Genomic DNA, 15,887 nt, shown 5'->3' on the forward strand with positions numbered 1-15,887 from the left:
CGGGCGTGCCGGGCGGCCGCGGTCACCCGGTCCAGAACTCCCACCACCGCGTCAGGATCAGCATCCCGATCACGCCGAGGTGCAGGACGGGCGGGGCCCAGCCGAACTCGGTGAAGAAGGTCCGTACGGGGCCGGGCGCGGGCAGTGCGCCCGTACGGACGTTGTGCGCGGTGACCGCCCAGAACATCAGCAGGGTGGCCGCCCAGGTCAGGCAGCACCACAGGCAGAGCGCGTTGATCTCGTACAGGGACTGGACCATCAGCCAGGTGCAGAAGCCGACTCCGAAGAGCATCCCGGCGTTCAGTCCCAGCCAGAACCAGCCGCGGTAGCGGGCGCCGGCCAGCAGGCCCGCGCCGACGCACACGACGGCCCCGAACGCGACCAGCCCCAGCAGGGGGTTGGGGAAGCCGAAGGCCGCCGCCTGCTCGCTCTTCATGACGCTGCCGCAGGAGACCACCGGGTTCAGACTGCAGGCGGGCTTGAAGTCCGGGTCCTCCAGCAGGAGGAACTTGTCGAGGGTGATCACCCAGGAGGCCAGTACCCCGGCGGCCCCGGTGAGCGCCAGCAGCCAGGCCAACGCCCTTGGGCCGGCGTCCGGTTCGCCCTCGTGTCTGCTGTGGGGCAGCCCCTGCTGGCGGGGAAGGCCCACTGTTTTCGTTGCCATACGGGCCATGTTCCCGCGCTCCGGCACAGACCCGGGCGAACCATGCTCATCCCGGGGCAAGTTGACCTGAAGGGGTGGCGGGAACCCCGGATGCTTCCCGGACGTTTTACCGAACCCCGGACGTGATGTCAGAGCCAGGGGCTACGTTGAGCTTCCGCGAAGTCACAAGCTGCGACGGCCTGGAGACCCACCTTGAGCGATCCGTACGAGACAACCGAGGCGCACCTCGAGCGACTCCTGGGCCGCGCCCTCAACTCTTTCGACCTGCCGGACCGGTTGGTCGAGCGCCTCGGCTCGGCGCTCGCCCACAGCTCCTCGCTGTGCACCACCCACCACAGCCCGGCGGCGGGTCTGTGGCGGGAGACCCACCGGCACACGTACCTGCTGGCCGACGGCGGTTCGGCGTCCCTGTGGGAGCTGGTGTACCGGCTGGCGGGCGACCGGACGATCCGGCACGAGGTCTTCGTGAGCAAGGCGGAGGCCTGCCTGGCCGTGGCCCGGCTGTTCGGCGAGGCCCCGGCCGAGGCGGCCTTCGACCCGGAGCTGGATCCGGCGCTCGCCGCCGCCGAGGAGGAGCCGGACACCGATGTGGCGGCGCTGAGCGCGCTGTTCGCGGCGACCACGCCGGCGCAGCGGCGCCGGGAGTACGCGCTGGAGGAGTCCGCCGACCACGCCCGCCGGGTGCTGCGCCGGGCGGAGAACCCGGACCGGCCCGGCGAGGGGACGGCGCTGCTGCTGAGGTCGGCGTACGCGCACCAGATCACCCAGGCGTTCGGCACCCGGCCGTTCACGGCGGACGGGCGGAGCCCCGGATTCAACCTGTACGAGCACTCGTTCGTGCTGCCGGACGGGAGCGAGCTCAGCCTGTGGGAGGTCGAGCACACGGCGACGCCGGACGGGCGGCACATGTGCGAGGTGTACGAGAGCGAGGCGGCCGCCCGCGGGGCGATGGAATTACGTGCGCGGGTGAGATGACGACCCGCTAGGGCAGGGCGGGAGCGGAGAGACGCTGGTCCGGGGGCGGGTTTTCGGTGATGCGGACCGCCCCGGGGCGCAGGTCCGCGGGGGTCGGCATGGCGCTGCCGGGGAGCTGGACCGCGGCCGCGCCGTGGGCCAGGGCCGAGGCGAGGGCCTTGGGGCCGGCCCCGCCCGCGATGAGGAAGCCGGCCAGGGAGGCGTCGCCCGCCCCGACGTCGCTGCGGACGGCGGCCACGGGGGCCGTGCCGTGGAAGGTCCCCTCGGCGCTCACCAGGAGCTGGCCGTCCGCGCCGAGCGAGGCCAGCACCGCGCCCGCGCCCCGGGCGCGGAGCTCCTGGGCCGCCCGGGTGACCTCGCCGAGGGTGGCCAGCGGGCGGCCGACCGCCTGGGCGAGCTCCGAGGCGTTGGGCTTGATCAGGTCCGGGCGGGCCGGCAGGGCGGCGGTCAGCGCCGGGCCCGAGGTGTCGAGGGCGACCCGGGCGCCGGCCTCGCGGGCGCGGGCGACCAGCTCGGCGTACCACTCGGGCGCCAGGCCGCGCGGGAGGCTGCCGCAGGCCGCGATCCAGTCGGGGTGGCCGGCGGCGGTGCGGACGGTCTCCAGCAGGAGGGCCGATTCCTCCGCGGTGAGTTCGGGACCGGGTGCGTTGATCTTGGTGAGGGTGCCGTCCGGTTCGACGAGCGCGATGTTGGAGCGGGTCTGCCCGGCGACCGTCACCGCCGTGACGTCCACGCCCTGTACGCCCAGCAGTTCGGCGATCAGCGCGCCAGGGCCGCCGCCGAGCGGGAGGACGGCCGTCGTGAGGACTCCCGCGGCGGCCACCGCGCGGGAGACGTTGACCCCCTTGCCCCCGGGGTCGACGCGGTCGCCGGTGGCGCGCAGCACCGCGCCGCGCTCCAGCGGGGGGACCTCGTACGTCCGGTCGAGGGAGGGGTTCGGGGTGACGGTGAGGATCATACGAGCACGACTTCCGTACCGGCGGCCTCGACGGCGGCCCGGGTGCGATGGCGGACCGGTGCGTACATGGGGATGCGCGTCCGTTTCTGCGGATTGCGCCCCACTGTACGAAAGAATCAGTGCAAACCAAAGCAAACAGGCATGTCCGCCAACAGAAGCGGACATGCCCGGACGGTGTGGGGAGGGGAGGGGCTACCCGACGGGGACGGCCTCCGTCGCGGCGGCCTGCGGGCCGCCCTCGCGCTCCTCCATCGGTACCGACTTGCGGGGCAGCATGAACATCACCCCGAAGATCCCGATCATCACGGCCGCGATCCACCACAGCGCGCTGTGGAAGGCCTCGACGTACGGGGCACCGAGGACCCGGTCGTCCGCGATGCGCCCGAAGAAGACGACCGAGGTGAGGCCGAGACCCAGCGCGTTGCCCATCTGGCCGGTCGTGTTGATCAGGCCGGACGCGGAGCCGGCGTGCTCGCGCGGCACCTCGGACAGCACGGTGTCGGTGAGCGGGGCGACGATCAGGCCCATGCCGATGCCCATGACGATCAGCGGCGCGGCCATCTGCCAGGAGGCGATCTCCATGCCGTAGTACCGCGCCTCCCAGATGTAGAGGAGGATGCCCGCGGCCATGGTCAGCGCGCCCGCCTGGAGCACCTTGCGGCCGAAGCGCGGCACGAGCTTCTGGACGGACAGGCCCGCGGCGGCCGAGACGGCCAGCGAGAACGGGATGCCGGTGGTGCCGGCCCGCAGGGCGCTCCAGCCGAGGCCCATCTGCATGTACAGCGTCCAGACCAGGAAGAAGATGCCGGTCGCGAGGCCGAAGGTCAGCTGGACGGCGATACCGCCGGCGAAGCTCTTGACCTTGAAGAGGGAGAGCTCGACCAGCGGGGAGCCGTCCTTGCGGATCTTGTACTTCTCGTAGGCGATGAACGCGGCGAAGACGAACGGCGCGGCGGCCATGCAGACGAAGCCCCACACGGGCCAGTCGTTCTCGCGGCCGTGGGTGAGCGGGAAGATCAGCATGACCAGGGCGAGGGTGGCCAGGACCACGCCGACCAGGTCGAGGCGCAGGGCCTTGGGGGCCTTGGACTCGATGATGAACTTCCGGCCCAGGATGACGCCGGCGATGCCGACGGGCAGGTTGATCAGGAAGATCGGGCGCCATTCGAGACCGAAGATGTCCGACTCGGTGAGCAGGGCGCCGAGCATCGGGCCGGAGACGGCGCCGAGGCCGACGATCGCGCCGAACATCCCGAAGACCTTGCCGCGCTCGTGGGGCGGGAAGGTCACGTGGATGATCGCCAGCACCTGCGGGACCATCAGCGACGCCATGGCGCCCTGGAGGATGCGGGAGGCGACGAGCATGTCGGGGTTGGCGGCGATGCCGCACAGCAGCGAGGCGGCGGTGAAGCCGGCGATGCCGATGAGGAAGAGGCGCTTGCGCCCGTAGATGTCACCGAGACGGCCGCCGGTGATCAGGCCGGCGGCGAAGGCCAGCGCATAGCCGGCGGTGATCCACTGGATCGCGCTGGTGGAGGCGCCGAAGTCGGCGCGCATGCTCGGTATCGCGATGTTGACGATCGTGACGTCGACCAGGTCCATGAAGGCCGCTGTCATCACGATGGCGAGCGCCAGCCAGCGGCGGCGGTCGGCGGTCGGGCTGGGTGTCTCGGTGGTCATGGAGAGAAACTTAGACGGGATCTAGGTCAGATGGTGTCCTATTTCCCATGGCAATGTGGATCGTATGACCGACACCCCGGCACGGCTGCTGACCCTGCTCTCCCTGCTCCAGACCCCGCGCGAATGGCCCGGGAGCGAGCTGGCGGAGCGGTTGCGGGTGAGCCCGCGCACGATCCGGCGCGACATCGAGAGGCTGCGGGAGCTGGGGTACCCGGTGGAGGCCACGCTCGGCTCGGAGGGCGGGTACCGGCTGGTGGCGGGCGCCGCGATGCCGCCGCTGCTGCTGGACGACGAGGAGGCGGTGGCGATCGCGGTGGGGCTGCGGGCGGGCGCCGGGCACGCGATCGAGGGGGTCGAGGAGGCCTCCGTACGGGCCCTCGCGAAGCTGGAACAGGTCCTGCCGGGGCGGCTGCGGCGCCGGGTGGGCGCGCTCCAGTCGGCCACGACCGCGGTGACCCGCGGGGACGGGGCCAGCATCGACCCGCGCACGCTGACCACGATCGCGGCGGCGGTGGCGGGGCCCGAGCGGCTGCGGTTCGCGTACCGGGCGCGGGACGGGGCCGACTCGCGGCGGCTGGTGGAGCCGTACCGGCTGGTGAGCACGGGGAGCCGGTGGTACCTCGTGGCGTACGACCTGGACCGGGGGGACTGGCGGACGTTCCGGGTGGACCGGGTGGCGGAGCCGTTCGCCACGGGCGCCCGGTTCACGCCGCGGGAGCTGCCGATGGACGCGGCGGAGTTCGTACGGCGCGGGCTGCACGGCGGGGAGACCTACGCGGTGGACGTGTCGTTCGCGGCCCCGGCCGAGGAGCTGCCGGGGTGGCTGCGCCAGCATGCCGAGACGGTGGACGGGGGCTGCCGGGTGCGGTTCTCCAGCGGGGATTCCCCGGAGTGGGTTGCGGCCCTGCTGGCGCTGACCGCGGTCCCCTTCACGGTGCACACCCCGGACTTCCTGGCCGCCGCGGCCCGCGCACTGGCGTCACGGCTCACCGCGGCGGTGCCCCCGCAGGGGTGAGCCGGGGCGAGCGGAGGTGGGCCGGGGTGGCCCGGGATACGAGGGAGCCCCCGGTGCCTGGGGGGGGATAGGCACCGGGGGCTCGTTCAGGGGGCGGCCGCGCCGCGGGGGCTCGGCCGCGGCGCGGGTCAGGCCACCGCGTCGAAGCCCGTGTCGCGGGCCATCCGCTTCAGCTCCAGCAGGGCGTGCTTCTCGATCTGGCGGATCCGCTCGCGGGTCAGGCCGTGCTGCTTGCCGACCTCCGTCAGGGTCCGCTCGCGGCCGTCGTCGATGCCGTACCGCATCTTGATGATCGAGGCCGTGCGCTGGTCCAGCTTGCCCAGCAGGTCCTCCAGCTCCTCGCTGCGCAGGAGGGACAGGACGGACTGCTCGGGGGAGATCGCGGAGGTGTCCTCCAGGAGGTCGCCGAACTGCGTCTCGCCCTCGTCGTCCACGGACATGTTCAGACTGACCGGGTCGCGCGCCCAGTCCAGTACGTCACCCACGCGCTTCTCCGTCGAGTCCAGCTCGGCGGCGATCTCGGCGTGCTCCGGGTCCCGGCCGTTCTCGCGGTTGAACTCGCGCTGGACACGGCGGATCCGGCCGAGCTCCTCGACCAGGTGGACGGGGAGGCGGATGGTGCGGGACTGGTCGGCGATGGAGCGGGTGATGGCCTGGCGGATCCACCACGTGGCGTACGTGGAGAACTTGAAGCCCTTGGCGTAGTCGAACTTCTCGACGGCGCGCACCAGGCCGGCGTTGCCCTCCTGGATCAGGTCGAGCAGGGGCAGACCGCTGCGCGGGTAGCGGCGGGCGACGGCCACGACGAGGCGCAGGTTGGAGCGGATGAAGATCTCCTTGGCCCGCTCGCCTTCCGCGGCCAGCGCTTCCAGCTCCTCACGCGCCGGGCTCTCGCCCTTGCGCTCTATCTCGCCGTCGAGGATCTGCCGGGCGTACACACCCGCCTCGATGATCTGCGAGAGCTCCACTTCCTTGGCCGCGTCGAGCAGCGGGGTGCGCGCGATCTCGTCCAGGTACATGCCCACCAGGTCGCGGTCGGCGATCTCCCCGCCCACAGCGCGGGCGCTGCCCCTGGACTGACGACGGGCGACGGCGCGGGTTGCCATGCGTGCTCCCTTGCAATGAGTTAGGTCGCGGTGCGGCTGCTGGAACGCGGCTCTGCGTCCCTGGACACTCTCCCGAGTGCCCGCTTCCGATGGAAACAACGACTGGAATCGGGACAGAATTCCCACGTTGGTCCCTCTTTTTGGGGATCTTGCAGTATCCTGCCCCGCCGCCGCGCTCACGTGACCACCGTCACACTCCGCGATGCGTGCCGTGGCTGCACGCTCCGCCCTTGAAGACGGCCCCCGCCCGCTTCCGGTTGCCTGGACAACCAACCCATTCCCATCCAAACGCGACCGACCCCGCCTCGTTCACATCAGAACGAGACGGGGTCATCAGTCATTCCGGGGGTTCCCCGAGCCGCGTCAGTGGGCGATCACCGGGATCTTCACGTCCGCGTCCGCGTCCGCACCCGCGCCGTCGCCGGAGGCGACCGGACCGCCGGCGCCCGGCCGGCCCGTGGTGATCAGCGTCAGGGCGATGGCCGAGCTGGCGACGAGGATGCCGACGGCCCACCAGATGGCGCTGGAGTAGCCCTCCACCATCGCCTGGGCCTGGATCAGCTTCGCCGCCGGGCCACCCGCCGCGACCGCGGCCGCGTGGTCGGTCAGGTACGCGGTGGTCGCCGAGGCGGCGATCGTGTTCAGCAGGGCGGTGCCGATGGCGCCGCCCACCTGCTGCGAGGTGTTGACCATGGCGGAGGCGACACCGGCGTCGGCCGGGTTCACCCCGTGCGTGGCCAGCGACATGGCCGGCATGAACGCCGTACCCATGCCCAGGCCCAGCAGCAGCTGCGCCGGCAGGATCAGCGCCGGGTACGAGGACCCGACCTCGAGCTGGGTCAGCATCAGCATGCCGGTGGCGGCGAGCAGGAAGCCCGGGCCCATCAGCAGCCGGGGCGGGACGCGGGTCATCAGACGGGCGCCGATCTGGGTGGAACCCGTGATCATGCCCGCGATCATCGGCAGGAAGGCGAAGCCGGTCTTGACCGGCGAGAAGCCCTTCACGACCTGGAGGTAGTACGTGAGGAAGAGGAACAGGCCGAACATCGCGATGACGGCCAGGCCGAGCGAGAGGTAGACACCGCCGCGGTTGCGCTCCAGCAGGACGCGCAGCGGAAGCAGCGGGGACTTCACGCGGGACTCGACGAACACGAAGGCCGCGAGCAGCACCGCCGAGCCGACGAACATGGCCACGGTGACGGCGTCCGACCAGCCGGCCGACTCGGCGCGGGTGAAGCCGTAGACCAGCGCGACGAGGCCGAGCGTGGACAGGACCACGCCGGGGATGTCGAGCGGCGCGCGGTTGCGGCCGCCGGCGGGCTCACGGATGACCATCCAGGCACCCATGGCCGCGACGATCGCGAACGGGATGTTGACGAAGAAGGTCCAGCGCCAGTTCAGGTACTCGGTGAGGAAGCCGCCGAGGATCAGGCCGACGGCGCCGCCGCCGCCCGCGATCGCACCGTAGATGCCGAAGGCCTTGGCCCGCTCCTTGGCGTCGGTGAACATGACGGCCAGCAGGGAGAGCGCGGCCGGGGCCAGCAGTGCGCCGAAGGCACCCTGGAGGGCGCGCGCACCCAGCATCATCGCCTCGCCGTTGGCGGCGCCGCCGAGCGCGGAGGCCAGGGCGAAGCCGATGAGGCCGACGATGAAGGCGTTCTTGCGGCCCCACTTGTCGGCGATGCGGCCGCCGAAGAGCAGCAGTCCGCCGAAGGCCAGCGCGTACGCGGTGATGACCCACTGGCGGTTGCCGTCGGAGATGCCGAGGTCGGTCTGGGCGGACGGGAGGGCGATGTTCACGATCGTCGCGTCGAGGACGACCATCAGCTGGGCCAGGGCTATGAAGACGAGTGCCTTCCAGCGACTGGGATCGGCAGCCAGCGGCGCAGGCGCGGCTGTTTTCGGCATGGGGATACCCACTTACTGTGCGGAATGACTGAAATATGGCGTTTAACGGATTTGTGACGGGTTTACGACGCTAACGGGCGCGACCCGGGGCGTCACATGGTTTTCTGCCTCAGGTCCTCGAGGGTGGCCGCCTCGCCCGGCAGTTCGGAGCGGGCCGGCGCCCGCAACCCGTCCAGGAACAGCTGGAGATGGCGGTGGACGAACCCGTCCACGTCCATGCAGGTGATGCCCGGCAGCGGCCGGCTGAGCTGGGAGAGGGCGATCATCAGGTCGCCGACGCCGATGTCCGTGCGCACCAGCCCGGCCCCCTGGCCCGCGGCCACCATCGCCTCGACGGCTTCCGCCAAGGCTTCGCGGGCCGCGATGAGTTCGGGGTGCTCGAAATCGAAGTCCCCCGCGAGCATGGGGCACAGGGCGCCGATCCGCTCGTCCGCCGCGGCGTGCGTGAAGCGGCACAGCGCGGCGAAGGCGTCGGTCTCCTCGGCGAGGGAGTCCTCGGCCTGGGCGGTGACCCGGTCCATGACGAACAGCACGACGTGGTGCACCAGGGCCGCCCGATCGGGGAAGTGCCGGTAGAGGGTCGCGTTGCCGACGCCCGCCCGGCGGGCGATCTCGTCGAACGGCGCCGCCGAGCCCTGCTCCACGAGCACCTCGCGCGCCGCGACCAGGATCCGCTCGCGGTTGCGGACGGCGTCCGCGCGCGGACGCGGGACCCGGGTGGGCGCCGCGGCCGACGGGTCCGCCTGGTCCGCCCGGCCCGCGGACGGATCCGCCGGCAGGTCCACGGCCGCCGCCGGGGCGGTCAGGACCGCCTCCGGGGTGCTGGGGCGCTTCATGCGGGGCCTCCTGGCCTGGATCTCGTACCCCCCCCCAAACGGGGAGTCGGTCCCCGCTTTGCGGGACTCACGTACAAACGGGGATTGCGTCCCCGGTTATTTCACTCTCCTGTGTGACCCGGGTCACATCGCGGTTCCCGTTCGGACGTACTCGACGCGCGGGCGCGCCGCAGCCGACGGAGGGTGATCGAACAGAGCGCAGTCCGGGCCCGGCCGGCTGCCGCGGACCCGAAGGCGATCTCCATGCCGCAGACCCGCCAGCGGATACGCAGACCACGCCGCGCCGGCGCGTACATCGGCCTCACGGTGCTGGCCCTCGGTGTCACGGCGACCGCGAGCACCGGGATATCCAGCCGCGGCCACTCCGCGGCCGGGCCCGTGGCCACGAGCGCCGAGTCCGCTCTGGCGCCCTGCCGGATCACCGGCGCGATGGGCGTCCAGATGTCCGAGGGACTGCCGACCCCGCCCGGGTACTCCCGCTCGACCGGCGAGGTCCGCGCGCTGAACCTGATGATCGACTTCCCGGACGCCAAGGGCGAGGGCGCGGCGCTGGACCGCATGGCGGAGTTCTTCCCCCAGACCTCCGACTGGTTCCGCACCAGCTCCTACGGCCGGCTCACGTACCGGGCCGAGGCGCCGATAAGGACCTGGCTGCGGATGCCGATGCCGTTCGCCGCGTACGGGATCGAGCGCGGATCCGCGTACGAGCCGGGTTACCGGCAGCTCGTCGAGCACATCGCGAAGGCCGCCGACCCCGAGGTGGACTTCAGCCGCTACGACCTGGTCAACGTCCTGGTCACGCCGAACGCCGGACCGTCCGCCCTGGACACCGTGCTCTCGGTCACCTTCTCCGGCAACGCCGAGGCCCCGATGGCCGACGGCGTACCGCTCGCCAACACGTCCTTCGTCTACAGCCGCCAGGACGACGGCTCGGGCACCTACCGGGAGACCGGCTACCGGGTGCTCCCGCACGAGAACGGGCACGTCTTCGGGCTGCCCGACCTGTACACCTCCGACGGCGGGGGCACCGTCGGGCACTGGGACATCATGAGCGAGGACTGGGGAGCCAACAACGACCTGCTGGGCTGGCACAAGTGGAAGCTGGGCTGGCTGGACAGCTCGCAGATCAGCTGCGCCGCGAAATCCGGCGTCAGCGACCACACCCTGACCCCGCTCGCCGTGGAGGGCGGCACGAAGCTGGCCTTCGTACCGCTGTCGGAGACCGCCGGGTACGCGGTGGAGGTGCGCACCCGGGCCGGGAACGACGAGGCCGTCTGCAAGCCCGGCGTACTGATCTACAAGGTGGACTCCCAGGTGGACACCGGGCGCGGGCCCGTCACCGTCTCCGACAGCGCGATCGGCAGCGGCGGGTGCACCCGGCGGCCCAACGTGCACGGGGAGCTGTCGGACGCGCCGTTCCGGCCGGGCGAGACCTTCACCGACGAGCCGGCCGGCGTCAGCATCTCGGTGGTGGGCGAGCTGCGCAACGGCAGCTTCCAGGTCCGGATCACCCGCCCCTGAGACCGCCCGACCCCGCACGACCACACGACGACCAGCCGATCGAGCCGACCGAGCCGACCGAGCCCACGAGACCGAGGAGACACTGGATGACGACCGGCACCCCCGAACAGCGGCTCGCCGCGGCCGGGTTCACCCTCCCGAAGACCCTCGCCCCGCTGGGCGCGTACGTGCCCGCCCTGGTCAACGGGCACTACGTGTACACCTCCGGCCAGCTCCCGATGGCCGACGGCGCCCTGCTGCTGACCGGGAAGGTCGGCGCCGAGGTCACCGAGGAGCAGGCCAAGGCGCTGGCCCGGCAGTGCGCGCTGAACGCGCTCGCCGCCATCGCCTCCGTGGCCGGTGACCTGTCCGCCGTCAAACGGGTGGTCAAGGTGGTCGGCTTCGTGGCGAGCGATCCGCGGTTCACCGGCCAGCCGGGCGTGGTCAACGGGGCCAGCGAACTGTTCGGCACCGCCTTCGGCGACGCGGGCATCCACGTGCGGAGCGCGGTGGGCGTGGCGGTGCTGCCGCTCGACGCGCCGGTCGAGGTGGAGGTCGTCGTGGAGCTGCACACCCCGATGGGCGTCTGAGGCCTGCCGTCACGCGGTCCTGCCGCGGTACTCCTCCCAGGTCCACAGGAGCTGACGGCGGGCCAGGACACCGACGGCGTACCGGCGGTACTCGGCGGTGCCGCGCACGTCGTCGATGGGGTTGCAGGCCGCGGCCGCGAGATCCCCGAACTGCTTCGCGATCGACGGGGTGATGACCTTGCGGGACTCCCAGAACCCGCCCTCGTCCAGGGCCGCGGCCAGGAACTCCTCTGCCGTCTTCGCCCGCACCGGCGTGGGCGCCGCCGAGCCGATGCCCGTACGGACGCTCCGGGTCGCCGGGTGCAGGGCCAGGCCGAAGGCGCAGACGGCGATGACCATGGCGTTGCGGGTGCCGACCTTGGAGAACTGCTGGGGCCCGTCGGCGGTGGCCACGTGCACGGTCTTGATCAGCTCGTCGGGGGCGAGGGCGTTGCGCTTGACCCCGGTGTAGAACGCGTCGATCGGGATCAGCCGGGACCCCCGTACGGACTCCACCTCGACCTCGGCGCCCGCCGCGAGCAGCGCCGGGTGGGCGTCACCCGCCGGGGAGGCCGTACCGAGGTTGCCCCCGACGCTGCCGCGGTTGCGGATCTGCGGGGAGGCGACGGTGTGCGAGGCGAGGGCCAGCCCCGGGAGCCGAGTCCGCAGGTGCTCCATGATCTGCGTGTACGGGACGGACGCGCCGAGCCGTACGACGTCCTCGCCGACCTCCCATTCCCGCAGCAGACCGATGCGGTTCAGGTCCATGAGGTACTCGGGCCGGCGGTGGTCGAAGTTGATCTCGACCATCACGTCGGTGCCGCCGGCGATGGGCACGGCCGTGGGGTGCTCGGCCTTGGCGGCGAGCGCCTCCTCCCAGCCGGCGGGGCGAAGGAATTCCATGGGTGTCCCATGGACCGGGGTGTTCGACCTCAAACCGAATCAGGCGGAATTCCCCCGGTCATCGGGCCGCCGGGAGGCGTTGACGTTGATGTCCCGGCCGCTCTGGAAGACCTTGTCGTGGAAGGTGCCGCCGCTGATGCTGATCGAGATCGACGGTGCCTGCGCGGCGTCCCGCCAGCCCGGGTTCACCTCGTCCAGCAGCTCCGTGAGCTCCCGTACGGCCGCCTGATCGGCCTCCAGGACCGTCCGCAGGCGCTCCCGCCAGCCCTCTTCGAGCTGCTCCACCGCCGCCTCGTCGCCGTCGGCGCGAGGAAGCCGCGCAGGGCCTCGGCCAGGTGGGCGGCGGCCTGTTCGTGCCGGCCGGCCGCGCTCGCTGCGTTGCCCTGGTGGTACTCCAACAGGGCCCGGCCGCGCGGGTGTTCCAGGTCCCCGAGGGCCGCCAGGGCCTGCCCGTACCGTTCGGCTGCCGTCTGCGGATCGCCCTGCGCGACCGCGATCCGGCCGAGCCCTTCCAGGGCGGAGGACTCGGTCCGGGCGTGCCCTCCGGCGCGGCGGGCGCTCTCGCGGGCCGCGTCGTAGTGCGTGCGGGCCTCGTCGAGGTCCTCGGCGGAGCCGCGGTCGGTGAGGGCGAAGGCCAGCTCGAAGTGCATCCGGGCGAGGAGGAGTCCGTCGCCGTCGCCGGTGCGGCCGGCGGCGTCGGCGGCGAGCCGGGCGATGCGGATCCACAGGGCGTGGTGGCCTCGGTCGAGGAACAGCCCGTGGACGGCCTCGGCGAGCAGGCAGAGCTGCGCCGGTTCGATGCCGGGCAGTTCGGCGACGGCCAGGAGGTTGTTCCGGTCGGGCTCCAGCGCCTCGAAGGCTTCGCCCTTGTCCTTGAACACGCCGGTGAGCGGGCCGGGTTCGGCGAAAAGGGCGCCGGCCCGCCAGCGCCCGGAGATCCGCAGCTCGGCGGCGACGGCCCGGCGCAGGTACCAGTCGATGACGCGCTGCACGTCGTCGGAGGGATCGGGGGCGGCCAGGATCTGGGCGTGGCCGTGGACGACCCCGTTCAGCCGGGAGCGCCGGGGCCCGGACCGCTCCAGCAGGCCGGCCGCGTAGAGGGGCCCTCGTACGCCGGGCGCCAGCTCGTCGAGGAGCGCGTCGGCGAACTCGGGGCCGGGGTGGACCCCCAGGAGGCGGAATCCGCGCTGCACTTCGGGGTCGAGGGCCTCGTAGGCGAGGTCGAAGAGGCGGCGGGGCATTTCGAGCGCCTCCAGGATGTTCTCCCGTGCGACCCGGGCCGCCAGCCCCTCGACCCCGTCGAACGCCGGTTCGGCGGCGCTGGCCGCGGCGATGCGGACGACGTACGGGAGCCCGGCCGAGGCCCGCAGCACCGTACGCAGCGCGTCCCCGGCCGGTACCGGTACGTCCTCCCCCGCGACGGTGCGGAACAGCTCGGCGCACGCCTCCTCGTCCAGCTCGGGCACGACGAGCCGCACCGGCAGCCGCCCGCCGAAGGCGCCGAGCCGGAACCTGCTGGTCAGCGCCACCATGCTGCCGGGATGGCCGGGCAGCAGCCGGTCCACGTCCACCTGGGCGGCGGAGAGGACCCCGTCGAGGACGACGAGCGAGGGCAGTTCGGCGGTGAGGCTGCGGAAGCGCGCGGCCAAGGCGTCCTCGGTGGCGGGGAGTTCGGCGCGGGGCGTGCCGAGCACCCCGATGAACGATTCGAGCACGGCGGCGGTGTCGGTGGGGGCTCCGAGCCCCCGGGGGCTCATGTCGGCGTGGAACACCCCGCCGGGGAAGGCGTCCTTGCGCTGCTGGGCCCAGTGCAGGAGCAGCCCGGTCTTGCCGACGCCGACGGTGCCGTGCAGCAGCACGAGGAGCGGCGCACCCTGGCCGTCCCGCCCGGCGAGCAGCCCGTCGAGCCGCTCCCGCAGGGCCTCGCGGTCGACGAACCCGTCGGGGCCGAAGGGCAGCATGCGGGGCACGGGCGGAGCCAGGGGCCCATGGTGAACCACCTGGGCGTCCCGGCCCATGAAGAAGGGACCGTTGAAGGTGCCGCCGGAGATGGCACTGCTCACCGAGTCGTTCACGCCGGCAGTCTCCCAGCCCACCCCGCCCGAACGCCCCCTTCCACCAGATCATGGCCGATAACCACCCCCACCCGCCCGAGCCCCGCCACGCACCGACGCCCTGCTCGCGCCGATCGCCACTTGCGGGGAGGCGTGCGGGAATTGGCGACGGCCACCGGCGGAAGCCGAACCGCGCCCGGCGGCGTCGCCCATATCGGGGCGACCACGCACCGGGCGATCCGCTAGGCTGTCAGCGGTCACGCCTTCGTAGCTCAGGGGATAGAGCACGGCTCTCCTAAAGCCGGTGTCGCAGGTTCGAATCCTGCCGAGGGCACATGGGAAAAGGGCACCTACTGGATCAGTGGGTGCCCTTTTTTTGCTTGGGGTGGGGGTCAGGGCCGCGGTCAGGGGGCCAGGTCGGCGTAGAAGATGACGTTGTTGGTGCGGTGGCCGTCCTTGATCTCGCCGCCGCAGGTGAGGAGGCGGAGCTCGGGGCGCTGGGTCTCGCCGTAGACCTTGTCGGTCGGGAAGTCCTTCTTGTTGACGTCCTCGATCTCGCGGATCTTGAACTTCGCGGTCCTGCCGTCCTCGCGCTCCACCTCGATCAGGTCGCCGAGCTTGATCTTCTTGACGTCCTTCATCAGCGCCGGGCCGTGCCTGGTGTCGAAGTGGGCGACGAGGACGGAGACGCCCTTCTCGCCCGGGGTCGCGCCCTCGGTCCACCAGCCGGGGTTGTTCGCGTCCGTGTCGGCGTCGGGGACGCCGAGCTCGCCGGTGGTGGCGTCCACCTTGAGGTCGACCATCTTCTTCGCGTCCACGCCCGCCGCGTCGATCTTCATGCCGGTCGGCTTCGACGGGGGCAGGGCCGTGGTCGCGTCGGCCACGGGGGAGGCCGCGGACGCGTTGCCGACCTTGGGGTCGGGCGGGAGCTTGGTGCCGCCGGTGCCGCAGGCGGCCAGGGCGCCCGTGACGGACAGCGTCAGGGTCGTCGCCACGATCGCGCGGCGCGTGCGGGGCATGAGGGTGCTGGGCATGGTGTTCTCCGGGCGGGGAAGGGCGGGGACGGGCGGGAGATCAGCCCTCGGCACGGCGGCGGCGCAGCACCGAGAAGCCGAGGCCGGCGGCGACGGCAGCGGTACGGAAGGTGGCGCGCATGGTGGGTTCCCCTCGGGTCGGCGTCGCCCGCGGTCTCGGCCTCGGCCTCGGTCCGGCCGTCCGCTCGGGTGCGGTGCGGCCTGGCGACAGACCCGACGTTACGAGGGTCATGTTTTGGTAATCCGTCGGCAATGTAACGGTTGTCCGGATACTGGGGCGCGGCTCCGTCAAGGACCGAAGTCCCTGGTGGGAGGCGTACGAAAGCCCTCCCGGCCGGAACCGGGAGGGCTGGCGGCGCAAACGCGCAACTCGTGGTCGTCTGTCTTGGGGCGTGAGATCAGCTCAGGCCTCTGCTGCGCTCCCCGATGCGGTCACCCTGCGGGGCGCCGGCCCGCTTCAGGGCCGCCTTCGTGTGCGCTCCACCCTTGACCTTGCTCCGCACGAGACCGTCGAAGCCGTGGCCTGCCGGGCGCGGCGGCCGATCCGGCCCCTGGGCCTGGAAAGCCTCTCGGAAATCCTGCCTCTGCTGCTCTTTGCTCATCCCGTCGTCAACTCCCTCGGGAAGCACCCAATCGGACTATTGGGATCGTATGCAGATATGCGGAGCAACGCACCCGGACCGAC

14 protein-coding genes and 1 tRNA gene are annotated in these 15,887 nt (G+C 72.1%); 5 read left to right on the top strand and 10 right to left on the bottom strand.

Annotated features, from left to right (window positions below; all coding sequences use genetic code 11):
- Positions 1-22 precede the first annotated feature (22 nt).
- Positions 23-664: a vitamin K epoxide reductase family protein gene (locus IF02_RS0113705; protein WP_030156679.1), complete on the bottom strand. Its 642-nt coding sequence runs from the start codon at positions 662-664 to the stop codon at positions 23-25.
- 192 nt (positions 665-856) lie between these two features.
- On the opposite strand from IF02_RS0113705, the gene IF02_RS0113710 reads away from it, so the two are divergent.
- A complete protein-coding gene (locus IF02_RS0113710; RefSeq protein WP_030156681.1) occupies positions 857-1,639 on the top strand; it encodes a DUF6227 family protein in 783 nt (260 codons plus the stop codon).
- A gap of 7 nt (positions 1,640-1,646) precedes the next feature.
- Here IF02_RS0113710 and pfkB read toward each other — a convergent pair whose 3' ends face one another.
- Together pfkB and IF02_RS0113720 are read right to left on the bottom strand one after the other, a co-directional pair.
- Entirely contained in the window at positions 1,647-2,597 is a 951-nt protein-coding gene (pfkB, locus tag IF02_RS0113715) for a 1-phosphofructokinase (RefSeq protein ID WP_030156683.1), read from the bottom strand.
- Between the two features lie 192 nt (positions 2,598-2,789).
- Entirely contained in the window at positions 2,790-4,277 is a 1,488-nt protein-coding gene (locus tag IF02_RS0113720; RefSeq protein ID WP_051696197.1) for an MFS transporter, read from the bottom strand.
- Positions 4,278-4,341: 64 nt separating this feature from the next.
- On the opposite strand from IF02_RS0113720, the gene IF02_RS0113725 reads away from it, so the two are divergent.
- Positions 4,342-5,292, top strand: coding sequence for a helix-turn-helix transcriptional regulator (locus IF02_RS0113725; RefSeq protein ID WP_030156687.1), 951 nt, complete (start codon positions 4,342-4,344; stop codon positions 5,290-5,292).
- Positions 5,293-5,420: 128 nt separating this feature from the next.
- Here IF02_RS0113725 and IF02_RS0113730 read toward each other — a convergent pair whose 3' ends face one another.
- The 3 genes from IF02_RS0113730 to IF02_RS0113740 form a co-directional block, all read right to left on the bottom strand.
- Positions 5,421-6,398, bottom strand: a complete 978-nt coding sequence (locus IF02_RS0113730) for a sigma-70 family RNA polymerase sigma factor (protein WP_030156688.1) — start codon at positions 6,396-6,398, stop codon at positions 5,421-5,423.
- A gap of 363 nt (positions 6,399-6,761) precedes the next feature.
- Positions 6,762-8,306, bottom strand: coding sequence for an MFS transporter (locus tag IF02_RS0113735; RefSeq protein WP_030156689.1), 1,545 nt, complete (start codon positions 8,304-8,306; stop codon positions 6,762-6,764).
- A gap of 92 nt (positions 8,307-8,398) precedes the next feature.
- The gene (locus tag IF02_RS0113740) at positions 8,399-9,142 is read right to left on the bottom strand and encodes a TetR/AcrR family transcriptional regulator (RefSeq protein ID WP_037836203.1); all 744 of its coding nucleotides are present in this window, start codon (positions 9,140-9,142) and stop codon (positions 8,399-8,401) included.
- A 243-nt stretch (positions 9,143-9,385) separates the two neighbouring features.
- Between IF02_RS0113740 and IF02_RS0113745 the strand changes: the two genes are divergently transcribed.
- Together IF02_RS0113745 and IF02_RS0113750 are read left to right on the top strand one after the other, a co-directional pair.
- Entirely contained in the window at positions 9,386-10,663 is a 1,278-nt protein-coding gene (locus IF02_RS0113745) for a M6 family metalloprotease domain-containing protein (protein ID WP_030156691.1), read from the top strand.
- A gap of 86 nt (positions 10,664-10,749) precedes the next feature.
- Positions 10,750-11,232 (top strand): RidA family protein, encoded by a 483-nt coding sequence (locus IF02_RS0113750; RefSeq protein ID WP_030156692.1) that lies wholly within the window; start codon positions 10,750-10,752, stop codon positions 11,230-11,232.
- 9 nt (positions 11,233-11,241) lie between these two features.
- On the opposite strand, the gene IF02_RS0113755 is transcribed toward IF02_RS0113750, so the two are convergent.
- Genes IF02_RS0113755 through IF02_RS0113765 form a run of 3 tightly spaced genes read right to left on the bottom strand, consistent with a single transcriptional unit; the run spans position 11,242 to position 14,189 of the window.
- Positions 11,242-12,114 carry an FAD binding domain-containing protein gene (locus tag IF02_RS0113755; protein ID WP_030156694.1) on the bottom strand — a complete coding sequence of 291 codons (873 nt, stop codon included), beginning with the start codon at positions 12,112-12,114 and terminating at the stop codon, positions 11,242-11,244.
- 39 nt (positions 12,115-12,153) lie between these two features.
- The gene (locus IF02_RS34800; RefSeq protein WP_158708494.1) at positions 12,154-12,399 is read right to left on the bottom strand and encodes a hypothetical protein; all 246 of its coding nucleotides are present in this window, start codon (positions 12,397-12,399) and stop codon (positions 12,154-12,156) included.
- Positions 12,300-14,189 (bottom strand): tetratricopeptide repeat protein, encoded by a 1,890-nt coding sequence (locus IF02_RS0113765; protein ID WP_158708495.1) that lies wholly within the window; start codon positions 14,187-14,189, stop codon positions 12,300-12,302. The genes IF02_RS34800 and IF02_RS0113765 overlap by 100 nt, the downstream gene beginning before the upstream one ends.
- A 240-nt stretch (positions 14,190-14,429) precedes the next feature.
- On the opposite strand from IF02_RS0113765, the gene IF02_RS0113770 reads away from it, so the two are divergent.
- A tRNA-Arg gene (locus tag IF02_RS0113770) sits at positions 14,430-14,502 on the top strand.
- Between the two features lie 70 nt (positions 14,503-14,572).
- Here the strand turns inward: IF02_RS0113770 and IF02_RS0113775 are convergent.
- On the bottom strand, positions 14,573-15,202 hold the full coding sequence (locus IF02_RS0113775; protein WP_051696198.1) for a sortase domain-bontaining protein: 630 nt from the start codon (positions 15,200-15,202) through the stop codon (positions 14,573-14,575).
- Positions 15,203-15,887 lie beyond the last annotated feature (685 nt).

The sequence above is a fragment of the Streptomyces sp. NRRL S-244 genome, assembly GCF_000717915.1.
Taxonomy (GTDB): Bacteria; Actinomycetota; Actinomycetes; order Streptomycetales; family Streptomycetaceae; genus Streptomyces.

Excerpts from the sequence above, each read along its gene's own strand:
- IF02_RS0113735 (WP_030156689.1), bottom strand. The coding sequence starts at position 8,306 with ATGCCGAAAACAGCCGCGCCTGCGCCGCTGGCTGCCGATCCCAGTCGC.
- IF02_RS0113755 (WP_030156694.1), bottom strand. The coding sequence starts at position 12,114 with ATGGAATTCCTTCGCCCCGCCGGCTGGGAGGAGGCGCTCGCCGCCAAG.
- IF02_RS0113705 (WP_030156679.1), bottom strand. The coding sequence starts at position 664 with ATGGCAACGAAAACAGTGGGCCTTCCCCGCCAGCAGGGGCTGCCCCAC.
- pfkB (WP_030156683.1), bottom strand. The coding sequence starts at position 2,597 with ATGATCCTCACCGTCACCCCGAACCCCTCCCTCGACCGGACGTACGAG.
- IF02_RS0113750 (WP_030156692.1), top strand. The coding sequence starts at position 10,750 with ATGACGACCGGCACCCCCGAACAGCGGCTCGCCGCGGCCGGGTTCACC.
- IF02_RS0113740 (WP_037836203.1), bottom strand. The coding sequence starts at position 9,142 with ATGAAGCGCCCCAGCACCCCGGAGGCGGTCCTGACCGCCCCGGCGGCG.
- IF02_RS0113775 (WP_051696198.1), bottom strand. The coding sequence starts at position 15,202 with ATGCCCAGCACCCTCATGCCCCGCACGCGCCGCGCGATCGTGGCGACG.
- IF02_RS0113730 (WP_030156688.1), bottom strand. The coding sequence starts at position 6,398 with ATGGCAACCCGCGCCGTCGCCCGTCGTCAGTCCAGGGGCAGCGCCCGC.
- IF02_RS0113720 (WP_051696197.1), bottom strand. The coding sequence starts at position 4,277 with ATGACCACCGAGACACCCAGCCCGACCGCCGACCGCCGCCGCTGGCTG.
- IF02_RS0113725 (WP_030156687.1), top strand. The coding sequence starts at position 4,342 with ATGACCGACACCCCGGCACGGCTGCTGACCCTGCTCTCCCTGCTCCAG.
- IF02_RS0113745 (WP_030156691.1), top strand. The coding sequence starts at position 9,386 with ATGCCGCAGACCCGCCAGCGGATACGCAGACCACGCCGCGCCGGCGCG.